Below are 21688 nucleotides of genomic sequence, written 5' to 3'. Positions count from 1 at the left end.
ACGGGGGCAACCATGCGTGTTCTGGCACGGGTCGAGACCGCATTACTGAACCAGACAGGGTATTTGTTTCAGTGGTCTCCGGTGTGTTTGGCCGTCGGTATTGGTCTGTATTTCAGCCTGCGGTTTGAACCGGGGTGGATGATCTATGCAGGCCTCGTTGCCGTGATCGCGATTTGCTTAGGCTTGGTGCGCTGGCTTCCGTCTGGCTGGGCTGCGTTGACAACAGGGGGGGCGCTGATCGCTGCCGGGTTTATCCTGGCGGGCGCGCGCGCCCACACGGTGGCAGAGCCGGTCCTGTCCTGGCGTTATTACGGCCCGGTCGAGGGGCGGGTTGTAGCCATGGATCGCTCTGCGTCGGATGCGCTGCGGATTACGCTGGATCGGGTGCGTATAGGGGATGTGCCCGGTGACCGGCGGCCGCGGCGCGTGCGGCTCTCCCTGCACGGCGGCGCACGGTCACTAGCGCCCGGCCAAAGGATCATGACCACTGCCCATTTGTCGCCCCCACAAGGCCCGGTGGAACCGGGAGGGTTCGATTTTCGGCGACACGCGTGGTTTCAACGACTGGGGGCCGTGGGATACACCCGAGTTCCGGTGCTGATCGCTGCGCCCCCGCAGCCCGAAGGCATCCGCATTACAGCACGGCGAATGGCGATTTCCAACCATGTCCGCACGATCCTGCCGGGTGAGATTGGCGGGTTTGCGGCCGCCGTCACAACGGGTGATCGCAGCGGTATGGGGCAAGAAACGCTAAAGTCACTGCGCGCTTCCAACCTGGCGCATCTGTTGGCGATTTCGGGCCTCCACATGGGCCTGCTGACCGGGTTCGTCTACTTGATGTGCAGGCTTTTGTTTTCAACCATTCCTGCGCTGGCTCTCAGATTGCCTGTGCGCAAACTGGCGGCTGTCTGTGCGATGGTCTCGGCCACGATCTACTTGTTACTGTCTGGGGGAAACGTCGCCACGGAACGCGCCTTTGTCATGGCGAGTGTCATGTTGATGGCCATACTGATCGACAGACGCGCTATTTCCCTACGGGCCGTTGCGGTCGCCGCCCTTATTGTACTCATTCTGCGCCCCGAATCCTTGCTTAGCCCGGGGTTTCAAATGTCTTTTGCCGCAACGACAGCGCTTGTGGCGGTGTTCGGAGCGTTGCGTAAATTGGGACCGATGCCGGGGCCAAAGTGGCTGAAACCTGTCGCGGGCCTTCTGATTTCCTCGGCTATCGCGGGGTTTGCAACCGCGCCAATTGGTGCGGCGCATTTCAACACATTGTCTCACTATGGCCTTCTGGCCAACATGCTTTCGGTGCCGGTCATGGGCATGATTGTCGTCCCCTCGGCCGTGGTGGCAGCACTGCTGTCGCCATTCGGCTTTGAGATGGTGCCTCTGGCAGTGATGGGGCTGGGTTTAGAGTGGATTCTTGCGGTTTCGCAATGGGTATCGGGATTTGACGGCGCGCAAGGATATGTTGTCAGCCCGCCGACCCCTGTCCTGCCGCTAATTGCGCTTGGCGGCCTGTGGCTTGCGCTGTGGCAAGGACGGGCCAAATGGGTTGGGGTGGCACCAATGGCCGTGGCGTTGATATTATGGGGGCAGGGAAATCGCCCTGAAATACTGGTTGCGGATAGTGGTGGTCTTGTTGGCGTGATGACCGAACAAGGACGCGCCTTGAGTAAGAAAAAGGGAAGCGGGTTTGTCGCAACCGTCTGGCTGGAAAATGATGGGGACGGGGCAGATCAGCTGCATGCGGCCAGCCGTTGGCCGCATGATTCCGGCACCATTCAACGGTATGACTGGCAGGGCAAAGAGGTGTTGCACGTTACAGGCAAACGCGCGGCGCGCGGGATCAGTGCCTGCAATGCCGATCAGATCGTGATTTCTGCCGTGGCGCTGCAACTGTCCGGTGGCTGTGAAGTCTTTGATCCGAAACGGCTGCTGGCAACGGGAAGCCTGTCCCTGTCGGGCGGCAAGATCACAACGTCTAAAGAGGTGATGGGCGACAGGCTCTGGTCCCCGAACACATCCGGGAACCGAGCTACCAAGCAGTTTTAGTAGCTGCGGATCAGTCCAACCAGACGACCCTGCACCTTGACCTTATCTTCCGGCAGAACGCGGGTTTCATAGGCGGGGTTCGCGGCCTCAAGCGCAATCGCCTGCCCGCGGCGGAAGAACCGCTTCAAGGTGGCTTCCTGATCTTCGACAAGAGCAACAACGATATCGCCGTTGTCGGCAACCGAGGTTTCCCGGATCACCACCACGTCGCCATCGTTGATACCCGCGTCGATCATCGAGTCGCCACGCACTTCCAGCGCGTAGTGCTCTCCTTTTCCGGAAACCATTGTTCCGGGTACCGCGACGCGGTGCGAGACGTGGCTGATCGCTTCGATTGGAACACCGGCGGCGATGCGGCCCATCACTGGCAATTCCATCGCATCGACGGTCACCGGCTCAAAGTTCGCGGGGCGGGGGCCGGAAGGCTTGTCGCCTTCGATCACACGCGGCTTGAAGGCCACTGTGGGTTCTCCACCCAGGCTTTCCGGCAGTTTGACGATTTCAATGGCCCGTGCACGATGCGCCAGACGCCGAATGAACCCGCGTTCCTCTAGTGCCGTAATCAATCTGTGGATGCCGGATTTGGACCTGAGGTCCAACGCGGCCTTCATTTCATCGAAACTGGGCGGAACACCGTCCGCCTGAACGCGTTTGTGAATGAATTCCAACAAATCCAACTGCTTCTTGGTCAACATTGCTCACACCTCATCGGTCATGCGTTTTCTTTTGTTCTACGCATGTTCACGTTTTGTGTCAACGGATTTGAGCGGGATTTAGATCGGCAGGTAATGAACCTCATCCCCGGCAGGTCGGGCGGGGTCATGCGGAGTCCGCACCAACAGAGCATTTGCCTGCGCCAAAACGCTGAGCAGTGAACTGTCCTGATCGGAACATGCGCGAATGCCGGTTTCATCCAGCATAGCCCGCATGTAATGCTCACGCGGACCGTTTTCGCCGAGCGGTTCAGCAAGCCTTGCGGTTCGTAATGGCGGCAGAACCTGTTCGACACCCAACATCCGACGCACCATTGGCAACAGGAAGAGATAGCCACAAACCATTGCACTGACAGGATTTCCGGGCAAGCCGACCATTGCCGTTTGTCCCAATCGACCCGCCATCAGGGGTTTGCCGGGGCGCATTCGGATCTTGTAGAAAGATTGCTCCATTCCCAGCCCGGTTGAGACATCTGACACCAGATCGTAGTCTCCAACCGATGCGCCGCCGATGGTCACAACCAGATCTGCTCCTTCGGCAAGTCCGAAGGCTGTTTCAAGCGATGAGACCGTATCGCGCGCGACCGGAAGGATGCGGACGTGCGCGCCAACGTCCTCTAACAGTGCTTTCAAGCCAAACGTATTGGATGCGATGATCTGATCGGGGCCGGGGGTTTCACCCGGCATTACCAGCTCATCACCGGTGGAGATCAGAGCGACAACAGGCTTTCGAGTCACTGGAGCGGTCGCAACATTCATCGCCGCCATCAGCGCGATGTCTTCTGCGCGCAAACGACGGGGGGCCGAGATCTTTGTTCCTGCTTTGAAATCGACGCCTGCAGGTCTGATATTCGTTTTTGGCCCGGGCAGGTCCGAGATTGTGATCAGGTCGCTGCGACGTTCGGTATCTTCTTGAATGACAACGAAATCAGCACCTTCGGGGACCGGGGCGCCGGTGAAGATACGCACTGCCTGTCCAGGCCCGACGCGACCAGTGTAGCGGTTGCCAGCGGCCGACTCGCCGATGACCATGAACATGGCGTGCAGCTCGACCTCGGTCGCTTTCAGCGCGTAGCCGTCCATCGAGGATGCCTCAAAAGGCGGCTGGTCGCGAGTGGCCTCGATATCCTGAGCCAGAACACGACCTGCGGCGTCGGACAAAGCAACGGTCTCGGCTGGAAGGGGCGAGACCAGTTCAAACAACAGCGCGCGGGCCTCTTCGACGGTGATCATTTTTCTTCGTAACGCCCTGATTTACCGCCATCTTTCAGCAATACACGGATGCCGCCGATTTCCATGGCCTTATCCACGGCCTTGGTCATGTCATAGACCGTCAAGGCAGCCGTAGAAACGGCGGTCAGCGCTTCCATCTCGACACCGGTCTGGCCCGAAGTTTTGACTGTGGCTTCGACCAGCACTCCGGGTAAGTCGGGATCCAGCGTCAGTTCGACAGCTACTTTGGTGACCGGGAGCGGGTGACATAAAGGGATCAGATCAGGTGTTTTCTTCGCGCCCATAATGCCTGCAAGGCGTGCCACGCCCAGAACATCACCTTTCTTGGCGCGGCCTTCGGAAATCAGATCAAAGGTGTCCTGCGCCATTTTGATGTATCCGGCCGCCACGGCGACGCGGTCGGTTACTTCCTTGTCCGAGACATCGACCATATGGGCCTGTCCCTGAGCATCAAAATGGGTCAGCGGCATCACATGACTCCGGGGATTAGAGGGCTTGCCAAAAGGTGGCGGGTGGCTGCTGCCACGTCGTCCTGACGCATCAGGCTTTCACCGATCAGGAAGCTGCGCGCGCCGTAACGTGCGATGTCTGCCAGATCTTCCGGTGTGCTCAAACCACTTTCGCAAACGATCGTCCGGCCCGCTGGTACAAGCTTGGACAGATGCCGTGTGGTATCAAGAGATGTCTCGAAGGTCTTGAGATTGCGATTGTTTATTCCAATCAGCGAGCTTTTCAAAAGGGCGGCACGTTCCAGTTCTTCCTGATCGTGAACTTCGATCAGGACATCCATACCCCAGTCGAATGCAGTCTGTTCCAGTTCGGCGGCTTGGGCGTCTTCTACCGATGCCATAATGACCAGGATGCAATCTGCACCCAGAGCACGCGCTTCGACCACTTGATAGGGGTCGTACATAAAATCCTTGCGCAGCGCCGGAATCTCGGTCGCAGACCGGGCTTCGGTTAGGTACTCTTTTGCACCCTGAAAACTCGGCGTGTCGGTCAGCACCGATAAACACGCAGCGCCGCCTTCCTCATAGGCTTTGGCCAGAGCGGGTGGATCGAAATCCGGGCGGATCAGACCCTTGGACGGGCTGGCTTTCTTGACCTCGGCAATCAGGCCGTAACCCCGACGCGCCGCTGTTCGAAGCGCATCGGCAAAACCGCGGACCTCTGGTGCGTTGCGGGCCTCGTTTTCCAGTGTTTCCAGCGGCTTCTGCGCCTTGTCTGCCGCAACTTCTTCAAGTTTGTAGGCTTTGATCTTGTCCAGAACCGTCTCGGTCATGCGGCCTCCTGCGTAATTCGGGCCAGGGCCGCGATTTTGTCTTTAGCTTTTCCGCTGTCGATGCTTTCCCGCGCCTTGGCAGCGCCGTCTTTCAGGTCATCAGCAGAGCCAGCAACCACAAGGGCTGCGGCAGAGTTCAACAGAACAGCGTCGCGGTAGGCCGATGGCGCGCCGTCCAACAAGGCGCGGAAGGCCACGGCGTTTTCCTCGGGCGTTCCGCCGATGATATCCTCGAACGGGTGGACCGGCAGCCCTGCGTCTTCAGGATGCAGCTCGACCTCTTTCACAACGCCATCTTCCAGCGCGGCGACCCAGCTTACGCCGGTGATCGTCAACTCATCCGTGCCATCTGATCCGTGCACTAACCAGGCGTGATCAGCGCCCAGCAGTCCCAACGTTTCCGCCATTGGGCGAATCAGGTCGCGACTGAACGCACCGGTCAGTTGACGCCGAACACCAGCGGGGTTGGTCAACGGGCCAAGAATGTTGAAAATCGTACGCGTCCCAAGCTCTTGCCGGCTGGGCATGACATGCGCAATCGCAGGATGGTGCATGGGTGCCATCATAAAGCCGATGCCGACCTCTTGCAGAGCCTTTTCAACGGTTTGCGGGCCAACCATAACGTTGATGCCCAGCTGTCCCAAGGCGTCCGCGGCACCTGATTTGGAACTCAGATTTCGATTGCCGTGTTTGGCGACAGTGACACCAGCCCCGGCGACAACAAACGCTGTGGCGGTGGAAATGTTCAGTGTGCCTTTGCCGTCGCCGCCAGTGCCAACGATATCCATCGCACCAGCCGGAGCTTTGACCGCATTGCATTTAGCGCGCATCACAGCAGCGGCAGCGGCGTATTCGTCTACTGTTTCACCACGAGTGCGCATCGCCATCAGCAGGCCGCCAATCTGGCTGGGCGTGGCTTCGCCATCAAACAGGATGCTAAAAGCTTGTTCAGCCTCGGCACGAGTTAAGGGTCGATCGGCAGCGGCTCCGATCAGTGGCTTCAGAGCGTCGCTCATGCAGGAACTTTCATCTCGGACAGGAAATTCTTGAGCAGAGCGTGGCCATGCTCAGAGGCGATTGATTCCGGGTGGAACTGTACGCCGTGAATGGGCAATTCTTTGTGTTGCAGGCCCATGATGGTGCCGTCTTCCAGTTCTGCTGTGATCTCAAGGCTATCTGGCAACGTGTCCCGATCCACGATAAGCGAATGATAGCGGGTCGCCTCAAACGGGGTGGGCAGGCCAGCGAACACGCCTTTACCGGTGTGGTGCATCATACCCATCTTGCCGTGGACAATCTCGTGGCAGCGGACAACATTGCCGCCAAACACCTGCCCAATCGTCTGATGACCAAGACAGACCCCCAGAAGCGGTGTCTTTGTTTCGGCTGCTGCTTCTGTCAGCGCAAGGCAAATACCGGCCTGATCAGGATCGCACGGGCCAGGGCTGAGGAGAATTCCTGCAGGGTTCATCGCCATGGCTTCTTGTACATCCAGGGCGTCATTCCGCCGAATGACCATTTCGGCGCCAAGTTCGCCTAAATAGTGTACCAGATTGTAGGTAAACGAGTCGTAGTTGTCGATCAGCAGCAGCATTTGGGCACTTGTCTCGGCTTGGGCATTTCGGACTGGCGATACAGCCCTTGGCCACGGTATAATGTCGGGACATACATGCTCAGGCTTGCGGGGCAGCGTCAAGAGGACATCCTGTTCAGGGCGCAATCGCAGGCCAAAGGCGCGGTAAACGGCGTTGAGGCGATCGAAGCAGGATGAAGGCGAGAGGCAGTTAAGATGGGCGGATTTTTAGGCGGGATGATCGCAGGGGCGGTCGTTGTTGGTCTGCTTGGTGTGGTACTATCCCTGAATACCCCTTTGACCCGGAAACCGGTTGTAAACGCCGAGGCCCCCGAGCCGGCACCGGCTGCAACCCCCGAGGTCAGCGCCGAAGCGGCTGAGACGGTGGCAGATGCCGATCTGGTAACCGCGGCGCCGGTGACATCCGATGCGTCCGGGGATCAAACGGACAATCTTGCCGGGCTGGCGGACGTGGAGACTGTGCCAGACTCTGAGCCGACGATCAGTGAGATCGTCACGCAGGTCGAAGGGGTCGAAATACCTGAAACGGTTGAGGTAACCACATCAAACGAGGCTCCGGTCGTGCCGCAGTCGCCTGCGCAATTGCAGTCATTGCCCAGCACCGAAGGTGAGCCGATCATTTCGGAAACCGCGCCGGAACCGCCGGTTGCACCCAAGCAAGAAGAGACCATTGCCGAGGTTGAGCCGCAGCCCGCGCCCGAAGTCCTGGAAATACTGCCCGAACCGGAAGTGGAACAGGTGCAGCCCGAGGTGACAGAGACCCAGCCTGAAATCGCAGAGCCGTTGCCGGAAGTCACCGAAACGGAAATCGAACCAGAACCCCAGCCCGAGCCCGAGGTCGCAGCGGTTCAACCGGAACCCGAGCCGCAGCCTGAACCCACGGCAATCGAACCCCTGGAGCCCGAGGTCGATCCGCTTGAGGAAAACCCGATTGCCGTAGAAGGGGAAGAAGACCCACAGCTTAAAAAGCTGCCCCGGATCGCAGCGGTCCCACAGATCGGCGGTGAAGAAACGGATGCCGACGGTCTGATCGTTGGCAAACGAGTCGTCCCGTTGACTGAACGCGATGACGCGCCGGTTTCAGCGGACGAGCAACCCGCGGTACTTCTGCCCGGTAAGCCAATTGATGCCTATGCCGCCAAGTTCGAAAACCCCGAGGCCAAACCGCTTATGTCGATCATTTTGATTGATGATGAAGGGGCCTTTGGAGCCGAGGCGTTGAAGGATTTCCCATACCCACTGAGCTTTGCCGTCAGCCCGTCTGATCCCGATGCGGCCGAAAAAATGGCCCGCCATCGCGCAGCGGGTTTCGAGGTTCTGGCCCTTGCCGACTTGCCCAAGGCGGCCAGCGCACAAGATGCAGAGGTTTCGATGGCTGTCTGGCTGGACACTCTGCCGGAAACCGTTGGTATTCTGGAAGGCGTGGGAACCGGCATTCAGGGCAATCGCAAATTGGCCGATCAGGTGGCCGCAATTGCCGGTGATACCGGGCGCGGGCTTATCACCCAGGATAATGGCCTGAACACCGTCCAGAAACTGGCCGCTCGCAATGGCATCCCTTCCGGGGTCATCTTTCGCGACATCGACGGTGCCCGTCAGGACCCAACGATCATGCGACGTTTCTTGGATCAGGCGGCGTTCCGGGCTGGTCAGCAAGGAACTGTCGTCATGTTGGGACGGCTGCGCCCGGACACGATCTCGGCCCTGTTGCTATGGGGGCTGGAAGATCGCGGTGGCCGCGTGGCCATGGCCCCGATTTCAGCGGTCATGACGCAAGAAGCTCAGTAAGGCTGAAGATAAAAAACGGCTGACCATGAGGTCAGCCGCTATTCTTTAAGAGTTGCCAGAGCCGGTAAACCGGGCCGCGTCTGCAGCCGCACGCCGAATGGCGTTCGATTTGTGGACGGTTTCCATGAATTCGGCCTCGGGGTCGCTGTCATAGACCACGCCTCCGCCTGCCTGAATATAAAGCTTCTGGTCTTTCACGATGGCCGTACGCAGGGCGATACACATATCCATGTCGCCGCCAGCACTGAAATACCCCACACCACCGCCGTAAACGCCACGCTTTTCGGGCTCGAGCTCGTCGATGATCTCCATTGCGCGGACCTTGGGCGCGCCTGAAACGGTGCCTGCAGGCATTCCGGCAAAGAAGGCATCCAGCGCGTCTTTGTCTTCGGCCAACTCACCAACAACGTTGGAGACGATGTGCATCACGTGGCTGTAGCGTTCGATGATGAATTCTTCGGTTGGGCGCACAGTACCGATCTTTGCCACGCGCCCGGTGTCGTTTCGGCCCAGATCCAGCAGCATCAGATGTTCAGCCAACTCTTTCTTGTCGGCCAGCAGATCAACTTCGTTGGCCTTGTCCTCTTCGGGGGTCGCGCCGCGTGGCCGAGTGCCGGCGATGGGGCGGATCGTGACCTCATCGCCGAAGACGCGGACCAGAATCTCGGGGCTGGCACCCACGACTTGAAAGCCGCCAAAGTTGAAATAGAACATGAAGGGCGACGGGTTCGTGCGCCGAAGAGAACGATAGAGCGCGAAGGGAGGTTGCGGAAAGTCCTGAGTCCAGCGCTGTGCCGGAACAACCTGAAAGATGTCGCCCGCGCGGATGTATTCCTTGGCCTTTTCGACCGCTTCCAAATAGCCGGATTTGGTGAAATTTGACACTGGCGCAGCCACCTCGGAAGCATCGCCAAGATCGCGCGTCTCGGCGGGCATGGCACGTTCTAGATCGCGTACTGCGTCCATAACACGTTCTGCGGCCTGTGCATAAGCAGCCTTGGCCGATTGCCCTTCGCTGACCCATGCAGGCGACACAACCGTGACCTCGCCTTTGACGCCGTCCAGCACTGCAATGACCGAGGGTCTGAGCATGATGGCATCAGGCAGGCCGAGCGGATCAGGGTTCACATCAGGCAGGTATTCCACCAGCCGCACCATGTCATAGCCGAGATAGCCAAACAGCCCGGCTGCGGCTTGGGGTAGGTCGTCCGGCAGGTCGATCTTACTTTCCGCCAGCAGCGCCCGCAGGTTATCCATCGGGTTGCCCGTTTCGGGCGAGAACGCGTCAGGGTCGAACCGGGCCGAACGGTTCAGCGCGGACGTCTCGCCTTGGCAGCGCCAGATCAGGTCCGGCTTCATCCCGATGATCGAATAGCGGCCACGAACCTCACCACCGGTAACCGATTCCAACATGAACGCGTCTTTCTGCGCGCCTGTCAGCTTGAGCATCAAGGAAACCGGCGTGTCCAGATCAGCGGCTAAGCGTGTGTAGACAACCTGATTCTCGCCTGCCTCATAGGCGCGGGCGAAGCGGTCAAAGTCGGGGGTCAGCGCCATATTCAGTCTCTTTTAATAGCTCGCCTGAACAGCATTCAGGGCCTGCTGATCTACGACGGGACGGGCACGGACCTGTGCATCGCGGACAAACGCATCAAAGATGTTCTGTGCCAAAGCCTGATCCAGCTGCGCGGTAAGGGCCGCTTGGACCTGACGCAGCTCATCTGTTTCGGCAGGTGGCAACAGTTCATCCAGACGCACGATAAACGCGGTTCCGGCACCGGGAATGACGCGCAGGTCACCTTGCTCCATTTCAAAGACCTGAGTCATGAAGTCTGCAGGTACATCTTCCAAAAAGGCCGTGCGGGTCAGGGCGTTTTCGACGCGGAACGGCAATCCGGTAGCCGTAAACTCACCATCGGTCTGCACCTGCTCCAGAACAGCATTTGCCTGTTCTTCCAACGCCTTGTTGGTTTCGGCCTGGGTCCAGGCGGCAACAACGCGGTCACGCGCAGAATCAATCGGTTCCGGCCGGGGTTCGAGAACCTCGTTCAGACGCAGAGCAAAGATCGAGCCGTCCTCGAGGAACGCAACCTCGGGGAAGTCGCCGTCCTGTACGGCTTCGGCCGCGCTGCGGAACCCGTCATAGGCGGCCACGCCTTCACCGGTTTGCGCGCTCCAGTCGATTTGGCCCAACTCCATTTCGGTCTCGGAGGTCAGTTCTTCCAAAGTCGCGCCACCGGCCAGCAGGTCATTGATATCCTCGGCCTGCGCCTCAATCTGGCGGCGGGCGCGATCGGCTGCCAATTCCTCGCGCAGGGCAGGGGCGGCATCTTCAAACGACGTGTTGTTTTCGGCAAGCGAGCCATTGATGCGGAACAGCGCCGGTCCGAAGGTGGAAGGCAGCGGGCCGACAACAGCGTCCAGATCGGCAGCAAAGACACCATCGGCTGCTTCGCCCAGATCCTCGCGGGTGACGTCGCCAAGGTCGATATCGCTGAGCTCAAGTTGGCGATCCCGAACCAGTTGTTCGAAGGTTGCACCGCCGACCTCTAGCTGAGCCATGGCAGTTTGTGCTGCTTCTTGATCCGGAAAGGTCAGGCGTTCAACTAGGCGACGCTCGGGCTGTTGGAATTCAGTTGCGCGCTGTTCGTACAAACGCTTTACCGAATCCTCGTCGACTTCCACGTCGTCGAGCAGCATTTCGGGTGACAGGATCGCATACGTCAGCTTTTTGGTGCGCGGCAGGGCGAACAGCTCGGTGTTCTCATCATAAAACGTTTGGACCTGCTCGTCGGTCGGGGCGGCAACAGGTGCGGGCAGGGCGTCAGGCGCCAAAGTTGCGACGGTAAAGCTGCGGCGGGCACCAACGTAGTCGGTCAACACCTGCGTGAGGGTTTCGGGCATCTTCACACCGCTAACCACGGCACTCTGCACGATTGTGCGGGATGTTTCCTTGCGCAGGTCCGATTCGAACTCGGTGTCTGACATGCCGACCTGTTCCAGTTGGAACTGATACGCGTCGCGGTCAAATGTGCCGTTGACGCCCTGAAAAGCCGGAATCGCAACAATTTCTTCCTGCAGGTTCTCATCACCGATCGAGATACCCAACAAACCGACCTCATTGTCCAGCGCCGCTAAAGCCGTCAGGCGCGACAAGGCAAGACGATCCAGACCAAATTCAATGGCCTGCGACATTTGCAAAGGCTGGCCTGTCTGTTGTTCAACCGCGCGAATTTCGCGCTGCAGCTCGCGGACATAGTCATCAACCGAGATATCCTCATTCCCGACTTGGGCCACCGAACGCACGGTGCCAGAGAGGCTGGTTGCGCCAAACCCTGCAAGTCCGAGCATCAAAAGGCCCATGAGAATCCAGACAAAGGTCTTTGATAACTTTTTTACGCCTGCGGCCATTGTGCCCTCTTCGTGCTTTTGTCGGCAGGTAACTGCCCTGTCGGTTGCGGCCCTGAATACGACGCGCACCGTCGGGGAGCAAGCTCAGAAGGACAGAGCAGCCAGCCGTTCGAACAATTGCCCCAATCCGGCGCGGTCCAGATTGGCAAATGCGATACGAACCTGACGTTTTCCGGCCGCATCATTTTCGGGCATGAACATTGTGCCGGGCAGCAGCAGGATGCCGGCCTCGGGGACCAGTCGTTGGGCCAGTTCGTCCGATGGGATATCGAACGGGTGTTCGAAATAGGCGAAATAAGCGCCCAGACCCAGCAGCCGCCAACCCTTGTCCGTCAGGCTTGGCAACAGCTCGGCAATTGCGGCGCGGCGGTCGAGGATCTCATCCCGTTCTCCTGCCAGCCATTGCGACAGGTTATGCATTCCCCAAAGGGCTGCGTGCTGGCCGATCTGGCTTGGGCAGATGGCGACCGTGTCCAAAAACTTTTCAATCTCGGATAGCAGGTCAGTGCCGGTCGCAATCGCGCCGACACGGTGGCCGGTCAGCCTGTATGCTTTGGAAAAGGAATAGAGGTGGATCAGGGTTTGATCCCAGTCAGGCTGGGCGAACAGGTCATGCGGTGGGCCGCTGCGGCTGTCGAAGTCCCGATATGTTTCGTCCACGATCAGCCGGATGCCGACCTCTTGCGCAAGATCAAAGAATGCGCGCACCAAAGGGGCAGGGTATTCCACTCCGCCGGGATTGTTCGGGGTCACCAGAACGATAGCGCGGGTTTTGTCAGTGATCAGAGCACGGGCTGCGTCCGGATCGGGCAGCAGAGCGTCATCGGTTGGCAGATCCACGGTTCGGACGCCTGCCATGTCCAGCCACATCTTGTGATTAAAGTACCAAGGCGTTGGAACAATCACCTCGTCATCCTGATCGGTGATCGCTGTGACCGCAGCCGCAAATGCCTGATTGCAGCCCGAGGTGATTGCCACCTGATCGCTGGACACCAGCGCGTCATAATGCGACCCGATCTGAAGGGCGAGTTCAGATCGCAGGGCAGGATTGCCCAGAACCGGCCCGTAAAGATGGGCGCTGTCTTCGGTCACGGCAAAGCTGGCAATCGCTTCGCGCAACGCCAGGGGCGGTGGATCGACCGGGGCCGCCTGGCTGACGTTGATCAGGGGACGGTCATCAGGAAACTCCACCCCCTCCAACCAGCGCCGCGCCTCCATGACCGGAGGGGCAAATGTCGCGGTGGTACGGGACTGGGTCATGACGGGCCTGTCCTTGGTAAGGCTTTGCCTCACTCTTTGTGGGTTGAGAGGGTTCTTTTAGTCGGTCCCGCGGTAGGGCTCGACATATTGCAGGGCCATATCCCAAGGGAAAAAGATCCAGGTGTCCTGGCTGACCTCGGTGATGAACGTGTCCACCATCGGACGACCCTTGGGCTTGGCGTAAACTGTCGCGAAATGCGCCTTGGGGTACATTGCGCGCACCAGCTCCAGCGTTTTGCCGCTGTCGACCAGATCGTCGATGATCAGAATACCTTCGCCGTCGCGCATCAGCTGGGCATCGGGGGCTTTCAACACCTCGGCTTCGCCTTGGTCCTGATGGTGGTACGAGCGCACGCTGACTGTGTCGACGGTGCGAATGTCCAGCTCGCGGCTGACGATCATCGCAGGCGCCATACCGCCACGGGTGATGGCCACAACAGCGCGCCATGCGCCGTCATCCGGGCCTTGCCCGTCCAGACGCCAGGCCAAGGCGCGGGAATCACGGTGGATCTGATCCCAGCTGATGTGAAACCCTTTTTCGTGGGGCAGGCGATCCTTGGCGCTCATGTCATTAACCCTTTTCGACGTCAGGTGCGTCGACGGCTTTCATGCCGACAATGTGATAACCCGAATCCACGTGGAGGTTTTCTCCTGTTACACCGCTGCTGAGGTCCGACAGCAGATACAGTGCCGATTTACCAACATCATCGATAGTCACGTTGCGGCGCAGGGGCGAGTTATACTCGTTCCATTTCATAATGTAGCGGAAGTCGCCAATCCCGCTGGCGGCCAATGTCTTGATCGGACCGGCCGAGATCGAGTTCACGCGGATACCGTCCTTGCCCAAATCCTCGGCCAGATATTTGACCGATGCCTCAAGTGCAGCTTTGGCGACACCCATCACGTTATAATGCGGCATCACCTGCTCAGCACCGTAATAGGTCAGGGTGACTGCGCTGCCGCCTTCGGACATCATCTTTTCGGCCCGTTGCATCACAGCGGTAAAGGAATAGACCGACACGTCCATGGTCAGTTTGAAGTTCGCGCGCGACGTGTCGACGTAGCGGCCCCGCAGTTCGTTCTTGTCCGAAAAACCGATGGCGTGAACAACAAAGTCCAGCTTGCCCCATTTCTCTTCCAGAGATGTGAACAGCGCATCAATCGATTCTTCGTCACTGACGTCGCAGGGCAGAACAATTTCACTGCCAAGTTGTGCCGCCAGTGGATCAACGCGTTTCTTAAGTGCGTCGCCTTGATAAGAAAAAGCCAGCTCTGCTCCGGATTCGGACAAGGCACGGGCTATTCCCCATGCGATTGATTTATCATTGGCCAGTCCCATGATGAGGCCGCGTTTGCCGGCCATCAACTGATTTGACATGTTTGGTTCTCCGCCTGTCTTCGCGTTATGTTGGGATGGTTTATGCCATTGGGTGCGCTGCATCAAGGCCGCGCGCTCTTGCCCGTGGCGGGTTCTCGCCCTAGGGTGGGCTTTATTAGTTTCCAGGGGATGGGAATGAGCGAACGTAGCGGCATATTTGCCGGCACCGATCCGTTTGAAATAGCGGGGCGGTGGCTGGCTGAGGCCAAAGAGAATGAACCGAACGATCCGGACGCTATTGCTTTGGCGACCGTCGATTCGGACGGTATGCCGAATGTGCGAATGGTTCTTCTGAAAGAGATCGAACCGGCAGCTTTTGTGTTCTACACCAACTACGAAAGTGCCAAGGCGGCCGAGTTGGACGGCGCTGGAAAAGCTGCTTTTGTGATGCATTGGAAATCTCTGCGGCGGCAAATCCGAGTTCGTGGTACAATAACCAGAGAAAGCGGGCCGCAGGCGGATGAGTATTATGCGTCCCGCTCGCTAAAAAGCCGATTGGGGGCCTGGGCGTCCAAGCAGTCTCAGCCTCTCAACAGTCGCTCGGTTCTGATGGCCGAGGTGGCCAAGGTGACGGCCAAGTTGGGCCCGAACCCGCCACGCCCGCCGTTTTGGGGCGGCTATCGGCTGGTGCCAACCGAAATCGAATTCTGGGCCGATGGGGCCTTTCGGTTGCACGACAGGTTCCGATGGCAGCGGGATCAAGTGGGTTCCGACTGGCAGATACAGAGGTTAAATCCATGACGTTCGCGTATCGTGAAATGCAAGAAGCCGAAAACAAAGGGTTTTTTCAGCTTGAATTTGCGAGCCATTCCCATACACATCGGACCCTTAACGAAATGACAATTTTCGCGATGGGAACGCCGTGCCAGAAGATCTGAACAACATGTACCGCGTCCGTGGACACGTGAAATGGTTTGACCCTGCAAAGGGCTTCGGATTTGTTGTGTCTGATGAGGGCGGTCCGGATATTTTGTTGCACGTCAATGTGTTGCGCAACTTCGGCCAAAGTTCGGTCGCAGATGGTGCGGGCATAGAAATCATGACCCATCGCACGGACCGTGGTGTTCAGGCGGTCGAGGTCATCAGTGTCGATCCGCCCGCGCGGACGGACACGATGATGCTGGCTGATTTTGCCGAGCTTGATCCGGTTGAGATCGCCGCTGCCCCGCTAGAGGCCGCGCGAGTCAAATGGTTCGACAAAGGCAAAGGCTTTGGGTTCGCCAATGTTTTTGGCCGTGGTGAAGATGTGTTCCTGCATATCGAAGTTCTGCGCCGCTCTGGTCTGTCGGATCTGCAGCCGGGCGAGGCCCTCGCGATGCGTGTCATCAGTGGCAAGCGTGGACGTATGGCGGCTCAGGTACTGGCCTGGGAAGCTGCTTTGGACGACTGAGTGTTTCATGCCTAAGTTTTTTTCGGGTCTTTTAGCGGTTTTGTTGCTTTGGTCCGGGATGACCTGGGCTGCGTGTAAGCCTGATCAGATCGACATCAGGAACGACTCGGCCCAGATCCGATTCAATATCGAATTGGCGATTAGCCCGCAGGATCGGTCGCGCGGTTTGATGTTCCGCGAGTCGCTGCCAAACCGTTCGGGCATGCTGTTCGTTTTTGACCCGCCGCAGCCCGTGGTGTTCTGGATGAAGAACACGCTGATTCCCCTGGACATCATTTTCCTCGATCGGGCCGGTACGGTGACGCATGTTCATCAAGGCGCGATTCCCGGTGATTTGACGCCAATCGAAGGCGGCGATTCCGTCTTTGCGGTTCTCGAAATCAACGCCGGACTGGCCGCGCGCTACTCGATTAAGCCCGGAACCGTCGTGCGGCACGAAATTTTTTCGCGAGGTCCTGCAATTTGGTCCTGTTAGGGCTTTTCAAATCAGATTGGCATGGTTAGGAAGGCGCACGGTTCGGGGCGTGGCGCAGTCTGGTAGCGCACCTGTTTTGGGTACAGGGGGTCGTAGGTTCGAATCCTGCCGCCCCGACCACTTCTTTCACTTATGTTGGTGATCCACCCAACGCTTGGTAAAGCGCGCCAAGCGCCTTATCCAGCGTTTCGCTTTCCACTGGTACTTTGACCGACGGGCCGCTTTTGCGTGGGACGTTGAAATACAGCTCGGCATCGACACGGTAGCCCGAGTTGTTCTTGGTCGTTGTCAGCCGCATCACGCTTTTGGGCAGATCCTGAGGGTAACCGTCATAGTTGAGAATCAGAAAAGCGGTCATGTCCGGAGGTAGAAGCTCGGTGCATTCGAAAACCCGATTCCCGGTACTTTCAAAGCGTTCACCCGGGCCGTCGCAGCTTATCTCGAACGTGTCGAACAGCCTTTTGGGGAAATCATCGAACTGGGCGCTGCGTGCCGGAGGGCGCACATCTTGTGGTGTGCAGGCCACGATCAGGGCCAGAATCGGAAGTAAACGTAACAACGACATCTGTCCGCTCCCCTTTGTGTGATCGCGCCTGGCTGCTTACCCAGCGCCGCGGATCAAAATGACTGCTTCGTGATTCTCATCCAACCTAGACATCTTAGCGTTAGATTATCAAATTCCGATAACTGTGCCGGGAAACACAGTTAATTTACCTGCGGGTTTTTGAAATCGCTGCGCGTATCCGGTGGATGAACCTGTGGAGGAATCAGAACAGGGTGTCGGGATGCAAGCTGTCAGAAATGGGTCAACACAAAAGATATCAAAAATGACTTAAAAATGGCGTTGACGATCTATGGGTCGATACGCCAAGTTGTATGGGCCGGAAGGGTTGCCACAAAATCTGGTATCAAAACCAGAATAGGGCACAGGGCGAGGGTCGGAAAGCACATCATAGTAACGTGCAACCGTTTGATCGGTTTTGCGCTGCGGAATGCAGCGGCTGGTCTATTGCGCCCAATTTTATACGGCATGGCGATCGGTCCGCGTCTTGAGGACCTGACGCTGAAAGACAAGTTGATTGAATCTAGGGCGTGCGGACATGAAGATTGACAGGAAATTTACGAAACCGGGGCAGGACGCTTATGCGGAACTGGACTTTGTCTCAGCGACGTCTGAGATCCGAAACCCCGATGGCACCATCGTTTTTCGCCTAGACAACATCGAAGTGCCCACGCGTTGGAGCCAGGTTGCCAGCGACGTCATCGCGCAGAAGTATTTCCGTAAGGCGGGCGTGCCGACTAAGCTGAAGAAAGTAAAAGAGAAAGACGTCCCCGAATTTCTGTGGCGCTCGGTCCCGGCCGATGACGCGGAGTTCGATGGTGAGACGTCTTCAAAGCAGGTTTTTGACCGCCTGGCGGGCGCCTGGGCCTATTGGGGCTGGAAGGGTGGCTACTTCTCGACGGAAGAGGATGCGCGCGCCTACTTTGATGAGATGCGCTATATGCTGGCGACCCAGCGCGCCGCGCCGAACAGCCCACAGTGGTTCAACACCGGTCTGCACTGGGCATATGGAATCGACGGTCCCGCTCAAGGTCATCACTACGTCGACTACAAGACCGGCAAGCTGACCAAATCGAAATCCGCGTATGAACATCCGCAGCCGCACGCGTGCTTCATCCAGTCTGTCGATGATGATCTGGTGAACGAAGGCGGCATCATGGATCTGTGGGTGCGCGAGGCGCGCCTGTTCAAATACGGCTCGGGCACCGGGACCAACTTCAGCCACTTGCGCGCAGAAGGCGAGGCGCTTTCGGGTGGCGGCAAGTCTTCAGGCCTTATGGGCTTTCTCAAGATCGGCGACCGCGCCGCTGGCGCGATCAAATCAGGCGGAACAACCCGTCGAGCAGCAAAGATGGTAATCGTCGATGCTGATCACCCTGACATCGAGAAATTCATCGAGTGGAAGGTGATCGAAGAGCAGAAGGTGGCCTCGATCGTAGCCGGATCGAAGATGCACGAGAAGATGCTGAACGGCATTTTCGAGGCCATCCGCACATGGGACGGCGCGCAAGACGACGCGTATGATCCCAAGAAGAATGATGCCCTGAAGGACGCGGTTCGCGAAGCCAAAAAGGTTGCGATCCCAGAAACTTACATCAAGCGCGTTCTGGACTATGCCAAGCAGGGTCACGACAGCATTGAGTTCCCGACTTACGATACGGACTGGGATTCGGAAGCTTATAGCTCGGTCTCGGGTCAGAACTCGAACAACTCGATCCGCGTGACTAACGCTTTCCTGACCGCAGTTGAGAAAGATGCCGATTGGGAACTGATCAACCGCACCGATGGCAAAGTTGCCAAGACCGTCAAGGCACGCGACCTTTGGGAAAAAGTCGGCCACGCCGCATGGGCTTGTGCCGATCCCGGCATTCAGTTCCACGACACCGTCAATGAATGGCACACATGCCCCAAAGATGGTGAGATTCGCGGTTCGAACCCGTGCTCGGAATACATGTTCCTTGATGACACAGCTTGTAACCTGGCGTCGATGAACCTGCTGACCTTCCTCAAGGATGGTGAGTTCCAGGCGGAAGACTACATGCACGCCTCGCGCCTATGGACCCTGACGCTGGAAATCTCGGTCACGATGGCGCAGTTCCCATCCAAGGAAATCGCGCAACTGTCCTATGATTTCCGCACCTTGGGTCTGGGCTATGCCAACATCGGCGGTCTGCTGATGAACATGGGCTACAGCTACGACTCGGATGAGGGTCGGGCGATCTGTGGCGCGCTGACCGCGATCATGACCGGCGTGGCCTATGCCACCTCGGCCGAGATTGCCGGAGAGCTTGGACCCTTCAAGGGCTATGAGCGCAACGCAGACAACATGCTGCGCGTCATCCGTAACCACCGCCGTGCCTCGCAAGGTGTGACCGATGGGTATGAGAAACTGGCCGTGAAGCCGGTGCCTCTGGACCATGGCAACTGCCCGGACAAGCGTCTGGTCGATTTAGCGATGTCGGCTTGGGACGAGGCGCTGAGCCTTGGCGAAAAGAACGGCTATCGTAACGCGCAAGCCACGGTGATCGCGCCCACCGGCACCATTGGTCTGGTGATGGATTGTGACACGACCGGGATCGAGCCCGACTTTGCCCTAGTGAAGTTCAAAAAGCTCGCGGGTGGCGGCTACTTCAAGATCATCAACCGCTCGGTGCCGTCGGCGCTGGAAAAGCAGGGCTATTCCTCGTCTCAGATTGAAGAGATCGTGGGTTACGCGGTTGGTCACGGCACCATCGGCAACGCGCCGGGGATCAACCACACCTCGCTGACCGGTCACGGGTTTGGCCCAAATGAGCTGGCCAAGGTGGATGCCGCGCTGGAAAGCGCCTTTGATATCCGGTTCGTCTTCAACCAGTGGACACTGGGCGAGGATTTCTGCACCGGCGTTCTGGGCATCCCGGCGACCAAGCTAAATGATCCGACGTTCGATCTGCTGCGCCATCTGGGCTTTACCAAGGCGGATATCGACGCAGCCAATGACCATGTCTGCGGAACCATGACGCTGGAAGGCGCGCCGCACCTGAAGGAAGAGCACTATTCGATCTTCGACTGCGCCAACCCGTGCGGCAAGAAAGGTAAGCGTTTCCTTGGGGTTGATAGCCACATCACCATGATGGCCGCGGCCCAAAGCTTCATCTCGGGTGCGATCAGCAAAACGATCAACATGCCGAATGACGCGACCATCGAGGATTGCCAGAAAGCCTATGAACTCAGCTGGTCGCTGGGTGTGAAGGCCAACGCGCTGTATCGTGATGGCTCGAAACTGTCGCAGCCGCTGGCGGCCGCATTGGTCGAGGACGATGACGAGGCAGCAGAGGTGCTGGAAAGCGGCACGGCCCATGAAAAAGCCGTCGTTCTCGCCGAAAAGGTCATCGAGAAGGTCGTCGTCAAGGAAATCATCCGCAGCCATCGTGAGAAACTGCCGCATCGCCGCAAGGGTTACACCCAGAAAGCGATCGTCGGTGGCCACAAGGTCTATCTGCGAACAGGTGAGTTCGAAGACGGTAAGCTGGGCGAGATCTTCATCGACATGCATAAGGAAGGCGCTGGCTTCCGGGCGATGATGAACAACTTTGCCATCGCAGTGTCGGTTGGCCTGCAATACGGTGTGCCGCTGGAAGAATTCGTCGACGCCTTTACCTTCACCAAGTTTGAACCGGCGGGAATGGTGCAGGGCAACGACTCGATCAAGAACGCGACCTCGATCCTGGATTACATCTTCCGCGAACTGGCCGTGTCTTATCTGGATCGCACCGATCTGGCCCATGTGAAACCCGAAGGCGCAACCTTCGACGATCTGGGCCGCGGCGAAGAAGACGGACTGTCCAACGTATCAGAAATCAGTGACAGCGCTGCGTCCAAATCCTTGGAAGTGTTGAAACAAATCAGCTCGACCGGATATCTGCGCAAACGTTTGCCGCAGGATCTGGTGGTGTTCAACGGCGGCCAACCGGAAGTGAACGGCATGGCAGAACCGGCTGCGCAATTCGAAGCTCCGGTTACGGAAACTGCCGTTGCCACGGGCATGGACGCACGGACCAAGGCCAAGATGCAGGGGTACGAGGGCGATCCTTGCGGCGAATGCGGAAATTACACGCTGGTGCGCAATGGCACCTGCATGAAGTGCAACACCTGCGGAGCGACCAGCGGGTGTAGCTAAGGAAAACGCCCCGTCAGGCGGGGTGTAGGGATCAGGGTTTCCCCTCGGATGTCCGATCCCGACGAACACGGAACAAGGCGTTGAGACTTACCAAATACGCCTTGGTCCACTCGGTCGACATGCCCGTGTCGACCGGGAACAGGGTGGGGCGGAATATTTGCTCTTTCCCACTCTCTCACGGGACGGGTGCGCTCGTTCCATGCGACGTCCAGGCCGCAGGCAAACAAAACACCGGGCGGTCAACGAATGGAGCCTGGATGGCGAAACTGACAGGGGGCTTCGGCCCCCTTTCTTTTTGCCCCCCGAGTCGGTGATTTAGGCAGGGCCTTGCCGGAACGGCACAGGCGCATCGGGCAAGAACCGCCGAAACGAGGATTGTACGTTTCGC

General features: G+C 58.2%; 18 protein-coding genes and 1 tRNA gene. 7 read left to right on the top strand and 12 right to left on the bottom strand.

Annotated features, from left to right (window positions below; translation table 11 throughout):
* The first annotated feature begins 12 nt into the window (after positions 1-12).
* On the top strand, positions 13-2055 hold the full coding sequence (locus tag AC2FID_RS04065; protein ID WP_496835508.1) for a ComEC/Rec2 family competence protein: 2043 nt from the start codon (positions 13-15) through the stop codon (positions 2053-2055).
* Here the strand turns inward: AC2FID_RS04065 and lexA are convergent.
* From lexA to AC2FID_RS04035, 6 genes are all read right to left on the bottom strand, one after another.
* Entirely contained in the window at positions 2052-2750 is a 699-nt protein-coding gene (lexA, locus tag AC2FID_RS04060; RefSeq protein ID WP_058271750.1) for a transcriptional repressor LexA, read from the bottom strand. The genes AC2FID_RS04065 and lexA overlap by 4 nt on opposite strands.
* 78 nt (positions 2751-2828) lie before the next feature.
* Positions 2829-4001 carry a molybdopterin molybdotransferase MoeA gene (locus tag AC2FID_RS04055; RefSeq protein WP_496835507.1) on the bottom strand — a complete coding sequence of 391 codons (1173 nt, stop codon included), beginning with the start codon at positions 3999-4001 and terminating at the stop codon, positions 2829-2831.
* Positions 3998-4471, bottom strand: coding sequence for a cyclic pyranopterin monophosphate synthase MoaC (moaC, locus tag AC2FID_RS04050; RefSeq protein WP_496835505.1), 474 nt, complete (start codon positions 4469-4471; stop codon positions 3998-4000). Before moaC ends, AC2FID_RS04055 begins: the two co-directional genes overlap by 4 nt.
* Positions 4471-5283 carry an indole-3-glycerol phosphate synthase TrpC gene (gene trpC / locus AC2FID_RS04045; RefSeq protein ID WP_496835503.1) on the bottom strand — a complete coding sequence of 271 codons (813 nt, stop codon included), beginning with the start codon at positions 5281-5283 and terminating at the stop codon, positions 4471-4473. Before trpC ends, moaC begins: the two co-directional genes overlap by 1 nt.
* Positions 5280-6299, bottom strand: a complete 1020-nt coding sequence (gene trpD / locus AC2FID_RS04040; RefSeq protein ID WP_282168231.1) for an anthranilate phosphoribosyltransferase — start codon at positions 6297-6299, stop codon at positions 5280-5282. Before trpD ends, trpC begins: the two co-directional genes overlap by 4 nt.
* Positions 6296-6877 (bottom strand): anthranilate synthase component II, encoded by a 582-nt coding sequence (locus tag AC2FID_RS04035; RefSeq protein WP_058271745.1) that lies wholly within the window; start codon positions 6875-6877, stop codon positions 6296-6298. Before AC2FID_RS04035 ends, trpD begins: the two co-directional genes overlap by 4 nt.
* 195 nt (positions 6878-7072) lie before the next feature.
* Between AC2FID_RS04035 and AC2FID_RS04030 the strand changes: the two genes are divergently transcribed.
* A complete protein-coding gene (locus tag AC2FID_RS04030) occupies positions 7073-8665 on the top strand; it encodes a divergent polysaccharide deacetylase family protein (protein ID WP_496835501.1) in 1593 nt (530 codons plus the stop codon).
* 45 nt (positions 8666-8710) lie between these two features.
* Here AC2FID_RS04030 and trpE read toward each other — a convergent pair whose 3' ends face one another.
* The 5 genes from trpE to fabI all read right to left on the bottom strand — a co-directional run bounded on the left by trpE (position 8711) and on the right by fabI (position 14714).
* Complete coding sequence (gene trpE, locus AC2FID_RS04025) at positions 8711-10222, bottom strand: anthranilate synthase component I (protein ID WP_496835499.1); 1512 nt, start codon at positions 10220-10222, stop codon at positions 8711-8713.
* Positions 10223-10234: 12 nt separating this feature from the next.
* Positions 10235-12076, bottom strand: a complete 1842-nt coding sequence (locus AC2FID_RS04020) for a peptidyl-prolyl cis-trans isomerase (protein ID WP_282118357.1) — start codon at positions 12074-12076, stop codon at positions 10235-10237.
* A gap of 84 nt (positions 12077-12160) precedes the next feature.
* A complete protein-coding gene (locus tag AC2FID_RS04015; RefSeq protein WP_282118358.1) occupies positions 12161-13336 on the bottom strand; it encodes an aminotransferase in 1176 nt (391 codons plus the stop codon).
* 57 nt (positions 13337-13393) lie between these two features.
* On the bottom strand, positions 13394-13903 hold the full coding sequence (gene gpt, locus AC2FID_RS04010; protein WP_058271741.1) for a xanthine phosphoribosyltransferase: 510 nt from the start codon (positions 13901-13903) through the stop codon (positions 13394-13396).
* A 4-nt stretch (positions 13904-13907) separates the two neighbouring features.
* Positions 13908-14714: an enoyl-ACP reductase FabI gene (gene fabI / locus AC2FID_RS04005; protein WP_108858520.1), complete on the bottom strand. Its 807-nt coding sequence runs from the start codon at positions 14712-14714 to the stop codon at positions 13908-13910.
* A 135-nt stretch (positions 14715-14849) separates the two neighbouring features.
* Here fabI and pdxH point away from each other — a divergent pair, with 135 nt between their 5' ends.
* The 4 genes from pdxH (at position 14850) to AC2FID_RS03985 (ending at position 16699) form a co-directional block, all read left to right on the top strand.
* The gene (gene pdxH, locus AC2FID_RS04000) at positions 14850-15455 is read left to right on the top strand and encodes a pyridoxamine 5'-phosphate oxidase (protein WP_496835497.1); all 606 of its coding nucleotides are present in this window, start codon (positions 14850-14852) and stop codon (positions 15453-15455) included.
* A 142-nt stretch (positions 15456-15597) separates the two neighbouring features.
* A complete protein-coding gene (locus AC2FID_RS03995) occupies positions 15598-16104 on the top strand; it encodes a cold-shock protein (RefSeq protein WP_369934646.1) in 507 nt (168 codons plus the stop codon).
* Positions 16105-16111: 7 nt separating this feature from the next.
* On the top strand, positions 16112-16579 hold the full coding sequence (locus AC2FID_RS03990) for a DUF192 domain-containing protein (protein WP_496835495.1): 468 nt from the start codon (positions 16112-16114) through the stop codon (positions 16577-16579).
* Between the two features lie 43 nt (positions 16580-16622).
* Positions 16623-16699 (top strand) — tRNA-Pro (locus AC2FID_RS03985).
* A gap of 10 nt (positions 16700-16709) precedes the next feature.
* On the opposite strand, the gene AC2FID_RS03980 is transcribed toward AC2FID_RS03985, so the two are convergent.
* A complete protein-coding gene (locus AC2FID_RS03980; RefSeq protein WP_109311824.1) occupies positions 16710-17144 on the bottom strand; it encodes a hypothetical protein in 435 nt (144 codons plus the stop codon).
* 535 nt (positions 17145-17679) lie between these two features.
* Here AC2FID_RS03980 and AC2FID_RS03975 point away from each other — a divergent pair.
* The gene (locus AC2FID_RS03975) at positions 17680-21300 is read left to right on the top strand and encodes a vitamin B12-dependent ribonucleotide reductase (protein ID WP_496835493.1); all 3621 of its coding nucleotides are present in this window, start codon (positions 17680-17682) and stop codon (positions 21298-21300) included.
* Positions 21301-21688: the final 388 nt, after the last annotated feature.

Source organism: Ruegeria sp. CDSC068 (assembly GCF_059610545.1).
This window is presented reverse-complemented; position numbering and strand designations above follow the sequence as displayed.

Bases quoted from the DNA above. Each gene is read 5' to 3' on its own strand.
- AC2FID_RS04065 (WP_496835508.1), top strand. From the start codon at position 13: ATGCGTGTTCTGGCACGGGTCGAGACCGCATTACTGAACCAGACAGGG.
- lexA (WP_058271750.1), bottom strand. From the start codon at position 2,750: ATGTTGACCAAGAAGCAGTTGGATTTGTTGGAATTCATTCACAAACGC.
- AC2FID_RS04055 (WP_496835507.1), bottom strand. From the start codon at position 4,001: ATGATCACCGTCGAAGAGGCCCGCGCGCTGTTGTTTGAACTGGTCTCG.
- moaC (WP_496835505.1), bottom strand. From the start codon at position 4,471: ATGCCGCTGACCCATTTTGATGCTCAGGGACAGGCCCATATGGTCGAT.
- trpC (WP_496835503.1), bottom strand. From the start codon at position 5,283: ATGACCGAGACGGTTCTGGACAAGATCAAAGCCTACAAACTTGAAGAA.
- trpD (WP_282168231.1), bottom strand. From the start codon at position 6,299: ATGAGCGACGCTCTGAAGCCACTGATCGGAGCCGCTGCCGATCGACCC.
- AC2FID_RS04035 (WP_058271745.1), bottom strand. From the start codon at position 6,877: ATGCTGCTGCTGATCGACAACTACGACTCGTTTACCTACAATCTGGTA.
- AC2FID_RS04030 (WP_496835501.1), top strand. From the start codon at position 7,073: ATGGGCGGATTTTTAGGCGGGATGATCGCAGGGGCGGTCGTTGTTGGT.
- trpE (WP_496835499.1), bottom strand. From the start codon at position 10,222: ATGGCGCTGACCCCCGACTTTGACCGCTTCGCCCGCGCCTATGAGGCA.
- AC2FID_RS04020 (WP_282118357.1), bottom strand. From the start codon at position 12,076: ATGGCCGCAGGCGTAAAAAAGTTATCAAAGACCTTTGTCTGGATTCTC.
- AC2FID_RS04015 (WP_282118358.1), bottom strand. From the start codon at position 13,336: ATGACCCAGTCCCGTACCACCGCGACATTTGCCCCTCCGGTCATGGAG.
- gpt (WP_058271741.1), bottom strand. From the start codon at position 13,903: ATGAGCGCCAAGGATCGCCTGCCCCACGAAAAAGGGTTTCACATCAGC.
- fabI (WP_108858520.1), bottom strand. From the start codon at position 14,714: ATGTCAAATCAGTTGATGGCCGGCAAACGCGGCCTCATCATGGGACTG.
- pdxH (WP_496835497.1), top strand. From the start codon at position 14,850: ATGAGCGAACGTAGCGGCATATTTGCCGGCACCGATCCGTTTGAAATA.
- AC2FID_RS03995 (WP_369934646.1), top strand. From the start codon at position 15,598: ATGTACCGCGTCCGTGGACACGTGAAATGGTTTGACCCTGCAAAGGGC.
- AC2FID_RS03990 (WP_496835495.1), top strand. From the start codon at position 16,112: ATGCCTAAGTTTTTTTCGGGTCTTTTAGCGGTTTTGTTGCTTTGGTCC.
- AC2FID_RS03980 (WP_109311824.1), bottom strand. From the start codon at position 17,144: ATGTCGTTGTTACGTTTACTTCCGATTCTGGCCCTGATCGTGGCCTGC.
- AC2FID_RS03975 (WP_496835493.1), top strand. From the start codon at position 17,680: ATGAAGATTGACAGGAAATTTACGAAACCGGGGCAGGACGCTTATGCG.